The sequence below is a fragment of the Fredinandcohnia onubensis genome (assembly GCF_002734285.1).
Taxonomy (GTDB): Bacteria; Bacillota; Bacilli; order Bacillales; family Bacillaceae_L; genus Ferdinandcohnia; species Ferdinandcohnia onubensis_A.
In genome coordinates this window covers 136,514-153,880 of record NZ_NSEA01000013.1, presented here as the reverse complement: position 1 = coordinate 153,880, position 17,367 = coordinate 136,514, and the positions used below count along the sequence as shown (strand labels likewise).

The 17,367-nt window shown below is 38.0% G+C and carries 18 protein-coding genes; 10 read left to right on the top strand and 8 right to left on the bottom strand.

Going from position 1 to position 17,367, the window contains the following annotated elements; translation table 11 throughout:
* Positions 1-15: 15 nt before the first annotated feature.
* Entirely contained in the window at positions 16-795 is a 780-nt protein-coding gene (locus tag CKJ95_RS14035; protein ID WP_099354062.1) for an ABC transporter ATP-binding protein, read from the bottom strand.
* Between the two features lie 434 nt (positions 796-1,229).
* On the opposite strand from CKJ95_RS14035, the gene CKJ95_RS14030 reads away from it, so the two are divergent.
* The gene (locus tag CKJ95_RS14030) at positions 1,230-2,216 is read left to right on the top strand and encodes a Gfo/Idh/MocA family protein (protein WP_099354061.1); all 987 of its coding nucleotides are present in this window, start codon (positions 1,230-1,232) and stop codon (positions 2,214-2,216) included.
* A gap of 224 nt (positions 2,217-2,440) precedes the next feature.
* Positions 2,441-3,514: a branched-chain amino acid aminotransferase gene (locus tag CKJ95_RS14025; RefSeq protein WP_099354086.1), complete on the top strand. Its 1,074-nt coding sequence runs from the start codon at positions 2,441-2,443 to the stop codon at positions 3,512-3,514.
* A gap of 82 nt (positions 3,515-3,596) precedes the next feature.
* On the opposite strand, the gene CKJ95_RS14020 is transcribed toward CKJ95_RS14025, so the two are convergent.
* The 3 genes from CKJ95_RS14020 to CKJ95_RS14010 all read right to left on the bottom strand — a co-directional run bounded on the left by CKJ95_RS14020 (position 3,597) and on the right by CKJ95_RS14010 (position 6,034).
* Complete coding sequence (locus CKJ95_RS14020) at positions 3,597-3,959, bottom strand: hypothetical protein (protein WP_099354060.1); 363 nt, start codon at positions 3,957-3,959, stop codon at positions 3,597-3,599.
* Between the two features lie 196 nt (positions 3,960-4,155).
* Positions 4,156-5,514: a DUF4179 domain-containing protein gene (locus CKJ95_RS14015; RefSeq protein WP_099354059.1), complete on the bottom strand. Its 1,359-nt coding sequence runs from the start codon at positions 5,512-5,514 to the stop codon at positions 4,156-4,158.
* A complete protein-coding gene (locus CKJ95_RS14010; protein WP_099354058.1) occupies positions 5,489-6,034 on the bottom strand; it encodes a sigma-70 family RNA polymerase sigma factor in 546 nt (181 codons plus the stop codon). The genes CKJ95_RS14015 and CKJ95_RS14010 overlap by 26 nt, the downstream gene beginning before the upstream one ends.
* Positions 6,035-6,355: 321 nt before the next feature.
* Here CKJ95_RS14010 and CKJ95_RS14005 point away from each other — a divergent pair, with 321 nt between their 5' ends.
* The 3 genes from CKJ95_RS14005 to CKJ95_RS13995 are packed head-to-tail and all read left to right on the top strand — an operon-like array spanning position 6,356 to position 8,365.
* Complete coding sequence (locus tag CKJ95_RS14005) at positions 6,356-7,414, top strand: LLM class flavin-dependent oxidoreductase (RefSeq protein WP_099354057.1); 1,059 nt, start codon at positions 6,356-6,358, stop codon at positions 7,412-7,414.
* 19 nt (positions 7,415-7,433) lie between these two features.
* Positions 7,434-7,892 carry a hypothetical protein gene (locus CKJ95_RS14000; RefSeq protein ID WP_099354056.1) on the top strand — a complete coding sequence of 153 codons (459 nt, stop codon included), beginning with the start codon at positions 7,434-7,436 and terminating at the stop codon, positions 7,890-7,892.
* Between the two features lie 56 nt (positions 7,893-7,948).
* Positions 7,949-8,365: a hypothetical protein gene (locus CKJ95_RS13995; protein ID WP_099354055.1), complete on the top strand. Its 417-nt coding sequence runs from the start codon at positions 7,949-7,951 to the stop codon at positions 8,363-8,365.
* A gap of 81 nt (positions 8,366-8,446) precedes the next feature.
* Here CKJ95_RS13995 and CKJ95_RS13990 read toward each other — a convergent pair whose 3' ends face one another.
* A complete protein-coding gene (locus CKJ95_RS13990; RefSeq protein WP_099354054.1) occupies positions 8,447-8,710 on the bottom strand; it encodes a phage holin family protein in 264 nt (87 codons plus the stop codon).
* Positions 8,711-8,884: 174 nt separating this feature from the next.
* Here CKJ95_RS13990 and CKJ95_RS13985 point away from each other — a divergent pair, with 174 nt between their 5' ends.
* Genes CKJ95_RS13985 through CKJ95_RS13975 form a run of 3 tightly spaced genes read left to right on the top strand, consistent with a single transcriptional unit; the run spans position 8,885 to position 11,340 of the window.
* Positions 8,885-9,610, top strand: coding sequence for an ABC transporter ATP-binding protein (locus tag CKJ95_RS13985; protein WP_099354053.1), 726 nt, complete (start codon positions 8,885-8,887; stop codon positions 9,608-9,610).
* Positions 9,607-10,668, top strand: coding sequence for an ABC transporter permease (locus CKJ95_RS13980; protein ID WP_099354052.1), 1,062 nt, complete (start codon positions 9,607-9,609; stop codon positions 10,666-10,668). The genes CKJ95_RS13985 and CKJ95_RS13980 overlap by 4 nt, the downstream gene beginning before the upstream one ends.
* Positions 10,669-10,686: 18 nt before the next feature.
* A complete protein-coding gene (locus tag CKJ95_RS13975; protein WP_099354051.1) occupies positions 10,687-11,340 on the top strand; it encodes a TetR/AcrR family transcriptional regulator in 654 nt (217 codons plus the stop codon).
* A gap of 43 nt (positions 11,341-11,383) precedes the next feature.
* Here the strand turns inward: CKJ95_RS13975 and CKJ95_RS13970 are convergent, their stop codons facing one another.
* The 3 genes from CKJ95_RS13970 to CKJ95_RS13960 form a co-directional block, all read right to left on the bottom strand.
* On the bottom strand, positions 11,384-12,598 hold the full coding sequence (locus tag CKJ95_RS13970) for an MFS transporter (RefSeq protein ID WP_373604854.1): 1,215 nt from the start codon (positions 12,596-12,598) through the stop codon (positions 11,384-11,386).
* A 4-nt stretch (positions 12,599-12,602) separates the two neighbouring features.
* Positions 12,603-13,007: a MarR family winged helix-turn-helix transcriptional regulator gene (locus CKJ95_RS13965; RefSeq protein ID WP_099354049.1), complete on the bottom strand. Its 405-nt coding sequence runs from the start codon at positions 13,005-13,007 to the stop codon at positions 12,603-12,605.
* A 192-nt stretch (positions 13,008-13,199) separates the two neighbouring features.
* Positions 13,200-14,375 (bottom strand): SLC45 family MFS transporter, encoded by a 1,176-nt coding sequence (locus CKJ95_RS13960; protein WP_099354048.1) that lies wholly within the window; start codon positions 14,373-14,375, stop codon positions 13,200-13,202.
* A gap of 226 nt (positions 14,376-14,601) precedes the next feature.
* Between CKJ95_RS13960 and CKJ95_RS13955 the strand changes: the two genes are divergently transcribed.
* Together CKJ95_RS13955 and pepF are read left to right on the top strand one after the other, a co-directional pair.
* On the top strand, positions 14,602-15,381 hold the full coding sequence (locus CKJ95_RS13955) for a Cof-type HAD-IIB family hydrolase (RefSeq protein WP_099354047.1): 780 nt from the start codon (positions 14,602-14,604) through the stop codon (positions 15,379-15,381).
* Positions 15,382-15,526: 145 nt separating this feature from the next.
* Positions 15,527-17,317 (top strand): oligoendopeptidase F, encoded by a 1,791-nt coding sequence (pepF, locus tag CKJ95_RS13950; protein WP_099354046.1) that lies wholly within the window; start codon positions 15,527-15,529, stop codon positions 17,315-17,317.
* The last annotated feature ends 50 nt before the right edge of the window (positions 17,318-17,367 follow it).

Genomic DNA, 17,367 nt, shown 5'->3' with positions numbered 1-17,367 from the left:
TGGGGCTGGCAATTTTTATTTTCCTTTTACTAGGTAAGGACGGGAATTTTCCCATTTAACCTGAACAGGAAGATTAAAATAATCTGATAGAATTTCACTTGTAATGATTTGATCGGTTTGCCCTGAAGTAAATACTTCACCACTTTTTAAAAGCAAAGTTTTCGTGAATACAGGAAGGATTTCTTCCACATGGTGGGTGACATAAATAATCGTTGGTGCATCTTCTTTGATGGCTAGTCTTTCAATGGATTCTAATAATTGCTCTCTGGCGATAAAATCTAACCCATTTGTAGGTTCGTCCAAAATAAGGATAGATGGATTTGCCATTAATGCGCGTGCAATTAATACTCGTTGTTTTTCACCTTGGGAGAGGGTCGAATATTCACGGTTTGCATAGGCAAGACATCCAAGTTCCTCAAGAAGTCCCTTTGCCTTTTCTCTCATGTCGTCCGTAGGGGTATCATACAAGCCAATGGATGCAAAAGCTCCACTTAAAACAACCTCAAACGCGTTATCAGTAGGGTAGAACTTTTCCTGTAAGGAAGCAGATACAAAGCCAATTTTTTTCCTGAGCTCCTCACCTAAATAAACCTTCCCGAACTTAAACCCAAGTACAGTCGCATTTCCGCTAGTAGGGAAATTATAGGCGTTGATTAAATCCAATAATGCAGTCTTTCCAGAACCATTTAACCCATAAAGCACCCAGTGCTCGCCTTGTTCAATCTGCCAATTAATATTCTGTAGGATGAGCGAATCATCACACTTTAGTGTAACATTTATCAAATCTAAAACCACCATAATCCCTCCTTGTTTAATAAATTAATAATATCAAATAATTCAGATAAAAGTGTACAAGAAATTAAAAAGAAGCAAAACAAAAGATATGGTTTTAGAACCATATAGAGCGGTACTAGATGCTTGAGTTAGCCTGTAAATGAACCATTTACACAATCTTTACAATGGCTTTACATAGTTAGCAAGCGCTGAAGAAATGTTAGCTTTTAGTGAAAGTCAAATTCAACAAATGGAAAATACAAACGGGGTAGGGAAAAGACTGCATACTCTGTCCAAATCACTTTTAGACATAACCCAACGCTTTCACGTCAAATAAGGTAAGTCAATCCCCAGGTCACTTTACAAAAATAAATTGTAGAGTGGCCATTTTTGTGATGGCTAAACTTTTTGGGGTATACTTTATGATGGAGATAATCGACAGGGGGAGTTCAAATATGACATATAACAAGGTTCGGTGGGGGATTATTGGTTGTGGGAATGTGACGGAAGTAAAGAGTGGTCCAGCATTCCAAAAAATCACGAATTCCGAGTTGGTTGCAGTCATGAGAAGAACAGGGGAGTTAGCGGAAGATTATGCAAAAAGGCATAATGTATCGAAATGGTATGATAATGCGGACGAGCTTATCAATGATCCAGAGGTGGATGTAATCTATATCGCAACTCCCCCAGGATCTCATAAAGAATATACACTGAAAGCAGCACAGGCTGGAAAGCCAGTATATGTTGAGAAGCCTATGGCTCGTACTTACGCAGAATGTCTAGAAATGATTGAGGCTTGTAAAGAAGCAAATGTTCCTTTGTATGTCGCTTATTATCGTAGAGCACAAGAGCGGTTTTTGAAAATCAAAGAACTACTGGACAACGGTGCAGTGGGGGATATCCGCTTTGTGTCAACTACACAATATCGCAAAGCATCAGAAGATCCGAACAACCTTCCATGGCGAGTTCATCCAGAGTTATCAGGTGGTGGCCTATTCTTTGATTTAGCAAGCCATACTCTTGATATATTAGATTTCTTGGTGGGACCGATTAAAGAGGTTCATGGTTTTGCGTCCAATCATGGTGGCCTATATCTAGCAGAAGATATTGTAACGGGTACTTATGTATTTGAATCTGGCGTACATGGTGTTGGCAATTGGTGTTTTACAGCATTTCAAAATGAAGACGTGAATGAGATTGTGGGTAGCAAAGGAAAAATTACGTTCTCTACTTTCGGAAATGAGCCTGTCGTCTTAACAACAACTAATGGAACGGAGGAGTGGAGCTTTAAACGTCCTCAGCACGTACACCAACCACTAGTGGAAAACATTGTAGCTGAATTGACCGGTAAGGGCGTCATCTGCCCAAGCACTGGCGAATCAGGAGCTCGAACAAACTGGGTAATGGGAGAAATGGTTAAAGGGTATTATTCCAATCAGTGAAAGTCTAGCCCACGGGAAGTACGTATTGCTTCTTCGGGGGCTTATTTTTTGTGGATTTTTGTAATTAACTTTAAATGGAAACAAAAATATAAAAGATTGCTATACTTTAATACACTTTTTTTAGCAATATTGTGATAAAATAGTTGATATTATTATCAGAATAATATAAGATTTCGATTAATAAAAACTTAAAAGATTTAAATTAAATGAAAGCTGGGATTAACATGACGACAGATTTTACAATTGATATCACCCTAACAACTAAGAAGAAGGAAATTCCTCCATTCGACCAGTTGGTGTTTGGAACAAGCTTCACTGACCATATGTTTATGTGGGATTATACGGAAGGAAAAGGTTGGCATGATGCTCGAATTGTACCTTATCAATCGATTCCTTTAGATCCTGCAGCCACTATTTTTCATTATGGTCAATCTGTATTTGAAGGATTAAAAGCCTATCGTACAAAGGACGAGGAAATTTTATTGTTCAGACCGGATCAAAACATGAAAAGATTCAATAAGTCTAACCAGCGTTTGGTCATGCCGCAGTTCGACGAAGAATTTGCCATTCATGCTTTGAAGAAGCTAATTGAAATCGATAGAGACTGGGTGCCAAATCTTCCGGGTACTTCGTTATACATCAGACCATTTATGATTGCTACGGAAGCACATCTTGGCGTTAATCCGGCTAAAAACTATAAATTAATGATTATATTATCCCCAGTGGGTTCTTATTATAAAGAAGGTATCAATCCTGTCAAAATTGCTGTAGAAAATAAATATGTTCGTGCAGTTGCAGGTGGTACAGGTGATGCAAAAACAGCAGGAAACTATGCTGCAAGTTTATTAGCATCAGAAATTGCAAGTGAAAATGGTTATTCGCAAGTATTATGGCTTGATGGTAGAGAGAAACAATACATCGAAGAAGTTGGCAGTATGAACATCTTCTTTAAAATCAATGGAGAAGTTGTCACACCAGCATTAAACGGTAGTATTTTAGATGGGATCACTCGTAAATCTATTATTGAACTCTTAAAATACTGGAATGTTCCTGTAACTGAACGAAAAATTTCTATTCAAGAGGTTCAACAAGCTTATAACGATGGCATGCTTGAAGAAGTATTTGGAACAGGCACAGCTGCTGTTATTTCACCAGTTGGAGAGCTTTTCTACAATAATGAAAAATCTATTATAAACAATGGTGAAACAGGAGAGTTATCAAAAAAACTATACGAAACTATTACTGGAATCCAAAACGGTACAGTAGAAGATCCGTTTGGCTGGACTGTAAAATTATAAGGAATAAAAAAGTGCTTACCGAATCGGTAAGCACTTTTTTGCGGCGTGGACAAGTTCCTTGTCCCAGAAGCACAATGCTATTTTAAAAGATAACGAGCCAATAAATATAAGAGGCTACTAACAGGCCAGTGTATGCCCACGATAGCTTACGTTGCCATGTGGCTGGTTGAAAAGTTGTAAAAAGGAATGTGATAGGTACTAGTGTCCAAGGGAGTAAAAGTAATAGACTTAGGAAAATCAAACCGAGGGAAATACCAATAGATCCGACTCCTATTGAAACTTTGGCTAAGTAAGCTGACGCTCCTAATCCAAAAGGAGAGACTAGAAGCAGGAAATAACTTTTAAGACGGAAGGCTAAGAAAAACGTACTTAGAGATTCTGTTTCGAAAATTCCGAAATTAAAATGTGAGAGTGGTTCACGAATTTTTTCAGGAACTAATTGCATGTTCATCACTCCTAATAGAATGGTATATGAAGTATGTAAAAAATCCTATATATATAGTATACGAAATAAACAGTAAAAAGTTTTACAATTATCCAATAATATTCCATTTTTTTAGGTTCTATGATAAGTATGAGTGAGAACATCAGTATTTTCTTATAAATTTAAGGGCATCCGGGGGAGGGAGGCCCTTATACTACTATTTTAAGTCCAGCTCAACTTCTAAATCCGAAAAAACTTCGTAAGTTGCATCATACATAAAAAACTGTGAGGATTTCGAATCCTTTACTTTCGGATATGTTACTTCCAGGAGTTTATCTTGTTTTTTATAAGAAATTGCTTGGTATTCTATTTCATTACGTCGATCTATTATTTTTGGGAAAATCGGTAATTCTGATTTCATTTCATAGTAAACAATTGTCTCCCCAGGATTATCTTTAATCCCAACAACCTTAATCTTAGAATTGGTTTCTATCATTACACCTTTATTAAATGGTGCAGTAATTTCATCCCATGTATATCCGTTGTCATCCACCTTTTCACCCTTATGAGTTGCAATATATGGAACGATATTATACAAATAGGCATTCATTTTTCTTGGAATATCCACCTTTTCATTTACTGTTATCTCTGGACCTTTAAGTAGATATGAATCATTACTACTTCTTCCAGTGTAATCTTCTAGATATACGACTCCATCTGGTCCGATAGCCGTAACTGACAATTCAAAATGACTCAAATCAGTATATGAATTATCTAACATTAGGGTTGTTCTTGTGTTTAGTTGTAAATGAGAAGGGGTAAGGTGAGCTTGATTGACAGTAAAGTGGTTGCCTTTCTTGTCTCCCTTTTCGGCTACACTAGATTTTTTGATAAATTCTTCTTCCTTTTGTAAATCAAATATGAAAGACCATTTTCCCTCGATATTATTGATGGATGTAATTCGTATTTCAATCTCTGGATGTTCTGGAAACCCTTCTGATGTTTCAAATTGAAAAATATCACCAGTATCGAAAAGTTGGTTTGTATGCAATCCACCAATACCGTGGGAACCTTTGTATTTTCCGTTAACATAAAGGTCTAATGAAATGGAAGTTTCTTTAACGGATTCCATTGAACCCGTTAAATCTAGACGATAGGAAATAGCCATTCTCTGGCTGTCAAGATACCCTTCTTCAAGAATTACTTTTAATCCTTGATCCTCTGACTCTAGTGAAAGGTTCATCGTATTTCCTTCCATCGCCATTCTTTTAAGACCAGCATCACCAACCTGATAAAAAATACTATCAGTATATGTGATACTTTCGGCTAGTTCTTTACCGCTAAAATGTGTATCATTTTCAGTTGATCCAAGGTAATAAGAAGTAAACAATATTCCCCCAATTGCTAAAATGAATAGGGAAGCAATACTAGCCATAACGTTTGGCATCTGAAATAGAGAGCCTATCTGTTGCTTCTTCCCAGATAATAGGGCTGTTTGGACAGTTTCATTAAGTTTTTCAGTAGGTACGGAAACATGATCTACCATACTTTTAATTTCTTGATGAAGCTTTTCCATATGTATCTCCTCCATTTTCAAGTTTTTCCTTTACAAACTGAAGAGTCCGATGTAATTGGGACTTAATAGTACCCTCGGGTTTACAGAGGATTTCAGAGATTTCTTTGATGGAATAGCCATAATAAAAACGTAATAGAAGTAATGTTTTTTGCTGCGGCTTTAGCTTTTCAAAGACCAGCTCAATATCCATAGTCATAATTGAATTATTTTCTTCACTGCGCCCGGGATCAAACCAGTCGGTTTCAAGTGTAATAACGTTTTTGGATTTGCGGATATGATCAATGGCGGTATTTATTAGAATACGAGTAATCCATGTTGAAAAATATTCAATCTCTTTTAATCTATCAAAGGATTTGAAGCCCTTTATGATTGCATCTTGTACTATGTCCAAAGCGTCTGGCTCATTTTTTACATAAGAATAGGCGACCTTATATAGTTTTTCTTGCTCTTTTTTGATGAGTGTTTCAAAAGAGTATTCAGCTGAATTTGACTTCTTATAAAATGATTTAAAAATAGACATTTATACAGGACTCCCCCCCTCTATTTGAGTTCATTTTACTATGATTTTATGTGATAAGACATAATTGCTTAGTCCGGATTCTAAACGATTGTCTACTTATTAGACTTTGTAACGATGTCATTCGTTCCATATTTTTTTAGTGCTCTTAAGTACGATTACAATGTGTACGTACATCTCTCAATCGGCTATAAGCAGTTCAAGGTATGATTTCCATTTGTCCCCAACCCAAAGTCTAAAAAATTTGCTTCAAAACCAACATTGTTAAATAATAGAAGTAGATTAGCAAAAAGATAAATCAAACAATAATAGGGGGTACAGACATTGGAAATAGGAATCAGTACTTTTGTTGAGACAACGCCGGATCCTCGGACAGGTGAGGTCATTAGCCATGCAGAGCGAATTCGTGAAGTGGTAGAGGAAATTGTTTTAGCCGACCAAGTAGGTCTAGATGTATTCGGTGTTGGGGAGCATCACCGTGAGGATTATGCTGCTTCAGCACCTGCTATTATACTAGCAGCGGCTGCATCGCAAACAAAGAAAATTCGCCTAACTAGCGCGGTTACCGTACTTTCGTCGGCCGATCCTGTTCGTGTTTTCCAGGATTTTTCAACCCTTGATGCCATTTCGAATGGACGAGCTGAAGTTATGGCAGGAAGAGGATCTTTCATCGAATCATTCCCTCTATTCGGCTATGATTTAAAGGACTATGATGAGCTTTTTGAAGAAAAATTAGATCTGCTGCTACACATTCAAAGGTCGGAGAAAGTGACCTGGCAAGGGAAGCACCGACCAGCCATTAACAATAGAGGCATCTATCCAAGACCTGTTCAAGATCCATTACCAATCTGGATTGGAAGTGGAGGAAACCAAGAATCAGTGGTACGTGCGGGTCTATTAGGATTACCACTCGTTCTTGCAATAATCGGAGGAAGACCCGTTCAATTTGCGCCACTTGCTGAGCTATACAAGAGAGCTGTTGCGCATGCAGGACATGATTTTTCAAAATTAGCGATTGCCTCCCATTCACACGGATTTGTTGGTGAAAGCATGGAAGAAGCTGCGGAAAAATTCTTCCCATCAACAGCGCAGTCGATGAGTAAATTAGGAAAAGAGCGTGGATGGGGTCCATATACCCGGGATACCTTTGAACATGCCCGAAGCTTTGAAGGTGCGTTATATGTAGGTGACCCTGAATATGTGGCCAATAAAATCATACATTTACGTAAAAACGTTGGGGTTACTCGTTTTATGCTTCATTGCCCTGTTGGAACAATGCCGCATGAGGATGTCATGCGCTCCATTGAACTACTTGGGAAAGAAGTAGCACCACGTGTCAGGGAAGAAGTGGCGAAATGGGAAGCAGAGAACGAAGCGAAATAAGAAAATAGAGGAGAAAGTAATGGGGAATCTATCTCATAAACAGTTAGCAACAGAATGCTTTAACAAAGTGTGGGATTTACTAGAAAATACAAATCGTACGGAATTTGAAACAGAGGAAATGATGCATCTATGTCATGCTTCGTTTTGGCATTGGACGCAAGTAACAGATCATACCGAACAAAATCTATCAATTGGATATTGGCAACTTTCACGGGTTTATGCTGTATTGGAAAATGGAGCTCAGGCCTTATACTTTGCAAAGCGATGCGTAGAAATCAGTAAGAAGGCAGAGCTAGCTCCATTTTATATTGCTTACGCATACGAAGCGTTGGCGAGGTCTTATATCGTTCTAGATGAAATAAGCCAAGCTGAAGAAACCATTATTCAAGTTAAAAAGTACACAGAACTTGTTAAAGTTGAAGAAAGTAAGAAGCTCTTATTGGTAGATTTAGCAGACCTAATGAATAAAATTTCATGACCGGCATGCATAACTTATGTTAAAAATTGGGATATTACTACTTGAGGTGAATAATTATGAAAAAAATAGTAATATCCCTGCTTACCCTTGTCGTCTTGTTCCCATTCCAAGTCGGTGCACAAGCAAGAGTGGAATGCCCAAGTGTAAGTCTGTTAGAGGATACATCAATAACTAATAAAGATGAACTCATACAGGCATTAGAAACAATCATTCCTCGTACATTTGGTGAAAGTGATTATGGAAATCATTTTTCTGATTGGGAAGTCGTAACAGCGCAACCTTTAGATGAAAAAGTTGCGAAAGAATACCAAATGTCTACCAAATATTGTGGACAAGAAGTTGCAGACAAGTCGTGGTTAGTTACATTGCATTTTCCAAGATGGGAAGGAAAAAGTGGCATTGCAGCGGATGGCCAAATCTTTGTATCAAAAAGTAAAGATAATGGTTGGTTCGTCTGGTACAGAAATCAATGAAATAACCGAACAAACGCTTGGAAAAAATCCAAGCGTTTCGTTTGTTTATAAGTGGAAATTAGATTAGTGCATAAAGTGGATTTATTTTTTTGTAGCTCTTGCCCCAGCAGTTTGTTTGTATAGTTGATGACCGAAAACTGCAACCCCAGCTGCAATTACTCCGTTATATACAGCCTCTGCAGTAAATCCGTAGAAAAATGTGCCACCTGCTAGAGAAACCCCTAATAGAATCCATGTAATAGACCAATTCGGAATATTAGGCGTTGTTTTTAGGAAATACCCAATCACCCAAAGAGCAGGTACCAACATATAGTAATTTTCATTTAAAAATTCAAGCAAGTCCATGGTTGTCACCTCCTTAGTTCATCGTATGAAAGGTAAGGAAGATGTGCTTGTTCGGATATCCCTATAATAAAAATTTTTAGTGAGTGAATACTCATTTTTTTATTGACGTCATCCAAAAAAAGAACGATAATAAATGTGAGTAATCACTCATTTTTTTGTAGAGGAGGCAGTTTGATGGCCGATACGGTAATAATTAATAAAGTAAGTAAAAGCTTTGGGAAAAACGTGGTGCTAAATGAAATTGACCTATCTATTGAGAAAGGAACGATTTACGGTTTTATTGGACCCTCAGGTGCGGGTAAAACCACATTAGTCAAAATGATTGTAGGAATGGACTCGCCAGATCAAGGCTCTATCCAAGTGTTAGGAGAGAAAATGCCTAATCTTGAGCTTTTGCAGGATATTGGCTATATGGCTCAATCCGATGCATTGTATACAGAGCTAACAGGTAAGGAAAATCTTGCTTTTTTTGCTTCACTTTATAAGTTAAATCGTGCCCAAACGAAAGAACGAATTGCATATACCTCAAACCTAGTCAATCTGACGGATGACTTAAATAAAAAAGTATCTACGTACTCCGGTGGGATGAAACGACGTTTGTCTCTTTCCATTGCGTTGATACAAAACCCGAAAATATTGATTCTTGATGAACCAACTGTTGGCATTGACCCTGAGTTGAGACTCTCTATTTGGAATGAACTAATCCGCTTAAAAAAGGAAGAAGGTAAGACGATTATCGTCACAACTCATGTCATGGAAGAGGCGGAACGCTGCGATTATATTGCAATGGTCCGAGATGGTCGAATAATAACGAGAGGTACGCCAAGTGATCTGAAAAAAGCATATGGTGCCAGCAATTTTGATGAAGTATTTTTACAAGCAGGGAGGGTGAGGCAATGAGAATCGTCGCACTCATAAAAAGAATTTTTCAGCAGTTGCTTCGTGATAAGCGGACATTAGCCTTACTATTTGTAGCCCCATTGCTCATTTTGTCTCTCATGAACGTATTGTTTGATGGACCTTCCGTTAATCCTACTATAGGAGTTGTAAATATTGAGGAGAAACTTGTTGAAACCATAAAAGAAGCAGATATTCAAATAGAAGAATATAACGAAGCGACAAACCCTGAACAAATGATCCTAGACCATGAACTTGATGGATTGCTAGTGATGGAGAATAATCAGGTAGTATTAACGTTAACAAACAGCGATCCATCATCCGCAAAGACGTTGCAGATGAAGGTCAACCAGGCATTTGCCTCACAGGCACAGGAAAATCTAGTCAATCAAATACCTACACTCAAGGATTTACCTACAACCGATTTAGAAATAAACTATGTTTACGGTAATAGTGATACTGAATTTTTTGATGTGCTAAGTCCGATTTTGATCGGTTATTTCGTATTCTTTTTTGTATTTCTGATTTCAGGAATTGGATTGTTAAAAGAAAGGACAACAGGTACGCTAGAGAGATTAATGTCAACTCCTATCCGTAGGGGAGAAATTGTGACTGCATATTTAGTTGGCTTTGGAATATTTGCTATCATTCAAACAGTTATCGTTGTGTTTTTTACCATTAATGTGTTGGATGTCGTGCTAGTAGGCTCAATATGGAATGTTATTCTTATTAATTTAGTGCTTGCGTTAGTTGCTTTATCATTAGGTATTCTGTTATCGGCGTTTGCAGCATCTGAATTTCAAATGATTCAATTTATACCGATTGTCATAATTCCACAAATATTTTTCTCTGGAATTATTCCACTTGAGGGAATGGCAGAGTGGCTGCAGGTCATTGCAAAAATAATGCCTATCTATTACGCTGCGCATGCATTAAAGGGAGTCATGTATCAAGGTTTGGGATTAGCTGATATCGGCTTTGATTTATTTGTGTTAATCATGTTCGCAGCCATTTTTATTATCCTAAATGTTTTCGCGCTGAAAAAGTATCGCGCATTATAGTAAGGAAGTGAAGGGAATTTGTCTAAAGAAAATCTATTAGATGCCATAATTGAAAAAACTAATTTGTCCAAGAAACCAACTGAAAAACAACAGAAAATAATTGAAACAGCTATAAAAATGTTTGCAGAAAAGGGATATGCCAATACATCTACAAGTGAAATCGCAAAAGCAGCAGGAGTTGCAGAGGGAACTATTTTCCGTCATTATGGTACGAAAGATAACTTATTGCTTTCGGTTATGATTCCGTTCTTAAAAGAAGCTTTACCAGGAATGGCTGAAAAAGTATTTAAAGAAGTACTAACTGAGGATACACTGTATTTTGAAGATTTTTTAAGGCGGATCCTCAAAAATAGAATTGAATTTATTAATGAAAATCAGGAAATTTTTCAAATCATCGTCAAGGAAATATTATATAGTGAAGCATTGAGAAAGGAATTTGTTCCGTATTTCTCTTCCAATGTAATGAATCGCGTTGCACATGCAATCGAATTATTCAAGAGCCGTGGAGAAATAAAGGATCTTCCTACAGATACCCTGTTAAAAATACTAATGACGACATTCGGTGGTTTTCTCGTAACTCATTTTGTGCTTAAGCCATCCCAAGAAAAAATGGATATCGACCAAGAAGCGGAAAACTTAGTCCGTTTTGTGATGGATGGTATCAGAAAATAAATAGAGCCTTGCCCGATAAAACATGCCGAGCAAGGCTTCATTTTTACATCGATATCGGTAATGTTTCATTTTTTCGACCTGCAGCTTCTTTCTTCCCATGCATAAAGAAGTAAAGAATAATACTCGCTAGAGCAACAATTCCTAGAATAGAATATAGCTTGCTGTATCCTGTAATTGGAACAAGAAAGCCTAATAGATAAGGGCCAAACCCAAGACCTGCGTCTAAGAAGATATAGAAAGTTGAGGTCGCAAGCCCCATACGATGTGCTGGCGTTAACTTGATCGCAACAGCTTGAGTGCATGACTGCATATTCCCGAATCCTAGCCCGATAAGCGCACCAGAAAGTAGGAGAGTTATGCTGTTATGAGCAATACTTAACAGAAACATACCAATTGCTAATACGATAAAGGCTGGATACATGACGTAATTTGCACCTTTTATATCCATTAACCGTCCAGTGAAAGGACGAGAAAGCAGAATCGCAATGGAGTACACAAGGAAGAAGAAGCTTGCTGCAGTTACTAATTCAATTTCAATTGCGTAGAAATTGATAAACGAAAGAACACTTGCGTAACAAAGCGAAATTGCAAAAGTAACAATCGCAATCGGAAGTGCTTTCGGTTCCACATAATTCGCAATTGAAAAGCCTTTTTTCTCTTGAGTTTGATTTGATTGTAATTCGATTGGTGGCACAGAAAGGATGAGTGAAGTGAGAAGAGTGATGACACCAATCACAAGACATAGACCGAAGATAACCTGGTAGGTCGTATGCTGAGACATAAATAATCCGATAAATGGTCCGATAGCCGTTGCTAATGTAGCACTCATACTAAAATAGCCAATTCCTTCACCTCTACGTTTAGGCGGGATGATTTGAGCAACGATTGTACCTGTTGCCGTACTGGCGATACCAAGTGTGACTCCGTGAATGAAACGATTGATTAGGAGAAACGTGATTCCGGCATGTACGAAGTATAAGAAGGTGGTGATTGTAAAAAGAATCAACCCAATAAATAATGTTTTTTTACGACCAATCATATCGATATAACGGCCAATAAAAAGTCGGCCAATTAATGTTCCGACAATAAAGATACCTGTGACAAGCCCTGCTTGGCTCGTAGAAGCACCATATTCATCAACCGCATACACGGCAATGATGACAACCAATAGGTAAAAGATAAAGGTTAAGAAAAAGTTGATGGAGGACACAATGATAAAATCTTTCGTCCACAGTTTTTGATTATCCAAGTTGAAAATCCCCTCACTTTATTAAATTGTTCCGTATGGTTTTCATAATCTGAATGGCTTGGAGCAGTTCCTTTTCGGATACTCCCTCTGTTATTTCCTTTTCAAATTCATCAACGGTTTCCCTGACTTCTAAGTACACTTTCTTACCAAGGTCAGTAAGCTGCATTCTTTTTTCTCGCTTGTCTTTCCCAGGAATGTTTTCTACATACCCGAGTTCTTCTAAACGATTTATGGTTCTTGTAACAGTTGGCTTTTCGACTCCCAGGTAATTGGAAATTTCCACGAGTGTAGGTGAGCCAAAGTTTACAATGTAGTACAGAATGGACCATTGTGCTCTATAAAGTTGGTGTTTACCAAGTTCAACATTCAGCTTACTCTCAAATGGTCGATATAATTGAGTTAATTGTTGAAAAAACAATTGGAAATTTTCGATTGGATTTCACCTCTTTTAGGAATAGTTACTCAAGGTAATAGTTAACAAAGGTAACCATTTGATTATAATATCAGACATCATTGTAATAGTCTATGAAATAAACAAATAAAAATGAAAAAAGCGTGATAAAACTGTTTCCAGTTTACACGCCCTTTATGATCATTGCTTGAGGATTCGCTATGAGCCAAGCACCGCGCTTTCCTGCTCTTTTACCCTGGTGATAAAAAACAATGCAAGAACCAAGCTCCCTGATGCAGCAAGAAATAACACACTGAACCCAAACAGGTCAATTAAGTATCCAAGGGTCGGGGGTGAGGTGATTGCTGCCAATGAGGAAACTAAATAATAAAGCCCCGTTCTCGTTCCGAAACTTTTTTCACTTCCCGTCGAAACAATAAATGGGTATGCGTTAATGTTAACAAATGCCCAAAAGATGCCTCCCAAAAATAAAATCGACCTCAGAAGAATAACCGAATCAACCCAGTTTAAAAGTAAAAACGAAACAATTAAGCCAATGACACCAATGACAATTACTTTTTTCTTGCCAATCTTTGCACCTAGGAGGCCGCTTGGAATGGCTGAAATCACAAAGCTTAATGAAAAAAAAGTAAGTGAAAAAGCAGAAGCGCTTCTGGAGAGACCTAATTCATTTACACCATATAGTGTAAACAAAGCCTCCATTCCTTGTATGGCAATAAACCAAAAAAAGATAGCTGCTAAAAGGTACATCGTGGAGGCATTCAATTCTTCCTTATAATTAATCCTCGGTATAACTGTTTCTGTATAGGAAAGGGCATCACGTTGTTCTTTTATCTGTTTAAATACAATCCAAAGGGTGAGTAGAAATACAACGGAAACGGCAAGAAATGGGAGAGTCTCATCGACGCTGAATAAGAATGAGCCGATACTAAATGCTAAAATAGCACCGCAGCCCCCCATAAAATTGATGATACCGTTTGCTTTTGTACGGTCTTGTTCAGGGGTGATATCGGGCATCAAAGCTATCGTAGGAGAACGGAAAATCGCCATCGATAAGTTCATACATAACATAAAAATAAGTAAGGATATTAGCCCTGTGTGGAAGGGAATGAGGGTGTAAAATAGGGCTGCAAGCGGCACACCAACAAGTATATAAGGCATCCTGCGTCCGAAGCGAGTTCGAGTTCGGTCACTTAATTGTCCAATATACGGCTGTAAAAAGAGAGCAATATAATTATCGATGGTCATAAGAAACCCAATCAAAGCAGTACTTGTAATGAAATTATCCAGAAAAAAAGGAACAAATCCGTTATACAAAGACCATCCTAGACTAATGCTAAAAAAGCCAAACCCTAATAACCAAGTTTTTTTCATGCTCGCTCTCCTTGATGTAGATCAAATGCGCCTTGGCGAATTTGTGCCCATTGGGACTTCTACTGAATATGTCAAACATACTTCTAATTTATGCCAGATCATAGTACTTTTTGCCTGTTTTCATATGTATTCTTTCAGAATTGTTTCATTTGTTTAAAGCGCGAAAATAATGTATCGTAGACAATATGTGATTGAGCAAAAGTGAGATAGAAAGTGGGAAGATGAAATGAAAGAACGTAGCCTAATTTTTTTTGACATAGATGGAACACTCTTGAACCATGATAAAAAACTTCCATCTTCAACGAAGGAAGCCATCTTTAAACTAAAGGAACTCGGACATGAAGTTGCGATTGCTACTGGTCGTGCTCCTTTTATGTTTGAAGACCTTCGCGAAGAGCTAGGAATCGGTACATATGTTAGCTACAATGGGCAGTATGTTGTGTTAAACGGTGAAGAAATTTATACAAACCCATTAAATGAAGAAGCCCTGATTCAATTAACTGAAGAGGCACTTGCCAACAATCATCCGATTGTTTACATGGACCACGAGGACATGAAAGCAAATGTGCCTGAACATGAGTTTATTACGGAAAGCATTGCAACATTAAAAATCAAAAGTTTCCCAACCTATGATCCAAAGTATTATGAAGGTCGTAAATTGTTCCAATCGCTATTATTTGTCCAAGAAGGCGAAGAGGGGCAGTATGAAAAAGAATACAAGGACTTTGATTTTGTTCGCTGGCATCCGGTTTCCGTAGACGTCATCCCAAGTGGGGGTTCAAAAGCGAACGGAATAGAGAAACTTGTTGAAAAAATAGGGATTCCTTCAGAACGCATTTATGCCTTTGGCGATGGGTTGAATGATATGGAAATGCTCACCACTGTTCAAAATAGTGTAGCCATGGGGAACGGACTTGACGAAGTAAAAGAAGTAGCGAAGTACGTAACCAAATCAGTTGAGGATGACGGAATTCTACACGGACTAAAAATGGTAGGGTTGTTATAGAAATGAGAGAAGATCGAGATTACTTGATCTTCTTTTCTATATGGATTTTTAAGAAAATTGGGAACTTCATTTAAATTTTTGCTTGTTTATTTTATAATAAAGATATATTATTTCGTTTTGCGAAATATTGAGAGGGGAAATTCAAATGGCTTTATTACGTTCAGAAGTACCTGTTGAACAAACATGGAACCTGCAAGACTTATTTGAAACAGATGAAGCTTGGGAGAGAGAGCTTTCGTCTGTTGAAATTGACATCCAAACCGTAACTCAATTTAAGGGGACTGTTGGGAAGAGTGCTAAGAACTTGCTTGATTGCTTATTGGCAAAAGACGCACTTCAGGAAAGAGTTATGCGTGTAGTGAGTTATGCAGATTTACATATGTCGGTAGACGGTACGAATTCCGTTTATCAAACAAATGCTGCCCGGGCTGCATCCTTAGTCTCCAGTGTAAGTGCGAGTATGTCATTTATAAAATCAGAGCTACTTGCATTAGATTCAGAAACCATCCAAACTTACATAAAAGAGGAACAAGGATTACAAGAGTTCATAAAAACGTTATCAGATATCTTAGAGGCCAAGGAATATACACTATCCTCTGATGCCGAGGAGGTTTTAGCTGCGTTTGGTGAGGTGATGGATTCTCCATATATGATTTATCAAAGAAGCAAAACATCAGATATGCAGTTTTCAGCATTTAAGACGGATGATGGCATCGAACATCCACTTACTTTTAACTCATTCCCAAAATATGAGGACTCTCCGGATACGGAATTGCGTCGTAAGGCTTCTGCAGCTTTTGCTAAAACACTGGATAAATATAAAAATACCTATGCAGCCACGTTTGCTACAGAGGTAAAAAAGCAAGTCATTGAAGCGCGCTTACGTGGGTATGAGTCTGTAACAGATATGCTACTTGATGAACAACAGGTTACAAAGGAAATGTACCATAATCAGTTACATACCATTCAAACTGAGTTAGCGCCACATATGCGACGCCTCGCTAAATTAAAGCAGCGCGTACTAGGGCTTGAAAAAATGTACTATAGTGATTTAAAGGCTCCGCTTGATCCAGACTTTGACCCAGAGATAACGTATGAGGAGGCTTCAAAGTATGTTCTTGATGCCATCCAGGTTATGGGACCGGAATATAGTAAGATTATGGAGGAAGGCATTCATAATCGGTGGGTCGATTTAGCTGATAATGTTGGGAAACGATCGGGTGCATTTTGTTCGAGCCCATATGGCTCCCACCCATATATTTTAATGACATGGAATAATTCTATGCGAAATACGTTTACTCTTGCACATGAACTGGGTCATGCTGGTCACTTTGTGTTAGCGGGACGTAATCAACGGATCTCAAACACTCGTCCTTCACGTTATTTTATCGAGGCTCCATCAACAATGAATGAGATGTTGTTGAGTAGACATATTCTTTCGCAATCTAATGATGAACGGATGAAGCGCTGGGTGATTCTACAATCGTTAGGCACCTACTACCATAATTTCGTCACACATATATTAGAAGGTGAATTACAACGTCGTGTCTACGAGTTGGCTGATAAAGGAACCCCAATTACAGCCAAACTTTTATGTGAACAAAAAACAGAGTTACTGTCGACATTCTGGGGCGATGATGTCGTAATGGATGAGCTAGCTGCATTAACATGGATGCGTCAGCCACATTATTACATGGGTCTATATCCATATACGTATTCTGCAGGTCTAACTGCTTCAACAGCTGCCTCCCAGATGATTCAAGAGGAAGGCCAGCCCGCAGTCGATCGCTGGTTATCTGCATTAAAAGCAGGTGGAACTCTGAAACCACTCGAGTTGATGAAGCTTGCAGGCGTGGATATGTCAACTCCAGAACCAATTAAGAAAGCAGTTGCCTATGTTGGTTCATTGGTAGATGAGCTTGAAAGAAGTTTTTGATCAAAAGATTCAACCTAGTCATTTTGGCTAGGTTTTTTTGTGTAAAAATG

What these genes read in the sequence shown, in the direction of transcription:
- CKJ95_RS13995 (WP_099354055.1), top strand. Translation starts at nt 7,949, where the DNA reads ATGAAAAAAATAGTAATATCCCTGCTTACCCTTGTCGTCTTGTTCCCA.
- CKJ95_RS14030 (WP_099354061.1), top strand. Translation starts at nt 1,230, where the DNA reads ATGACATATAACAAGGTTCGGTGGGGGATTATTGGTTGTGGGAATGTG.
- pepF (WP_099354046.1), top strand. Translation starts at nt 15,527, where the DNA reads ATGGCTTTATTACGTTCAGAAGTACCTGTTGAACAAACATGGAACCTG.
- CKJ95_RS14025 (WP_099354086.1), top strand. Translation starts at nt 2,441, where the DNA reads ATGACGACAGATTTTACAATTGATATCACCCTAACAACTAAGAAGAAG.
- CKJ95_RS14020 (WP_099354060.1), bottom strand. Translation starts at nt 3,959, where the DNA reads ATGCAATTAGTTCCTGAAAAAATTCGTGAACCACTCTCACATTTTAAT.
- CKJ95_RS13980 (WP_099354052.1), top strand. Translation starts at nt 9,607, where the DNA reads ATGAGAATCGTCGCACTCATAAAAAGAATTTTTCAGCAGTTGCTTCGT.
- CKJ95_RS13985 (WP_099354053.1), top strand. Translation starts at nt 8,885, where the DNA reads ATGGCCGATACGGTAATAATTAATAAAGTAAGTAAAAGCTTTGGGAAA.
- CKJ95_RS14010 (WP_099354058.1), bottom strand. Translation starts at nt 6,034, where the DNA reads ATGTCTATTTTTAAATCATTTTATAAGAAGTCAAATTCAGCTGAATAC.
- CKJ95_RS13960 (WP_099354048.1), bottom strand. Translation starts at nt 14,375, where the DNA reads ATGAAAAAAACTTGGTTATTAGGGTTTGGCTTTTTTAGCATTAGTCTA.
- CKJ95_RS13955 (WP_099354047.1), top strand. Translation starts at nt 14,602, where the DNA reads ATGAAAGAACGTAGCCTAATTTTTTTTGACATAGATGGAACACTCTTG.
- CKJ95_RS14015 (WP_099354059.1), bottom strand. Translation starts at nt 5,514, where the DNA reads ATGGAAAAGCTTCATCAAGAAATTAAAAGTATGGTAGATCATGTTTCC.
- CKJ95_RS13990 (WP_099354054.1), bottom strand. Translation starts at nt 8,710, where the DNA reads ATGGACTTGCTTGAATTTTTAAATGAAAATTACTATATGTTGGTACCT.
- CKJ95_RS14000 (WP_099354056.1), top strand. Translation starts at nt 7,434, where the DNA reads ATGGGGAATCTATCTCATAAACAGTTAGCAACAGAATGCTTTAACAAA.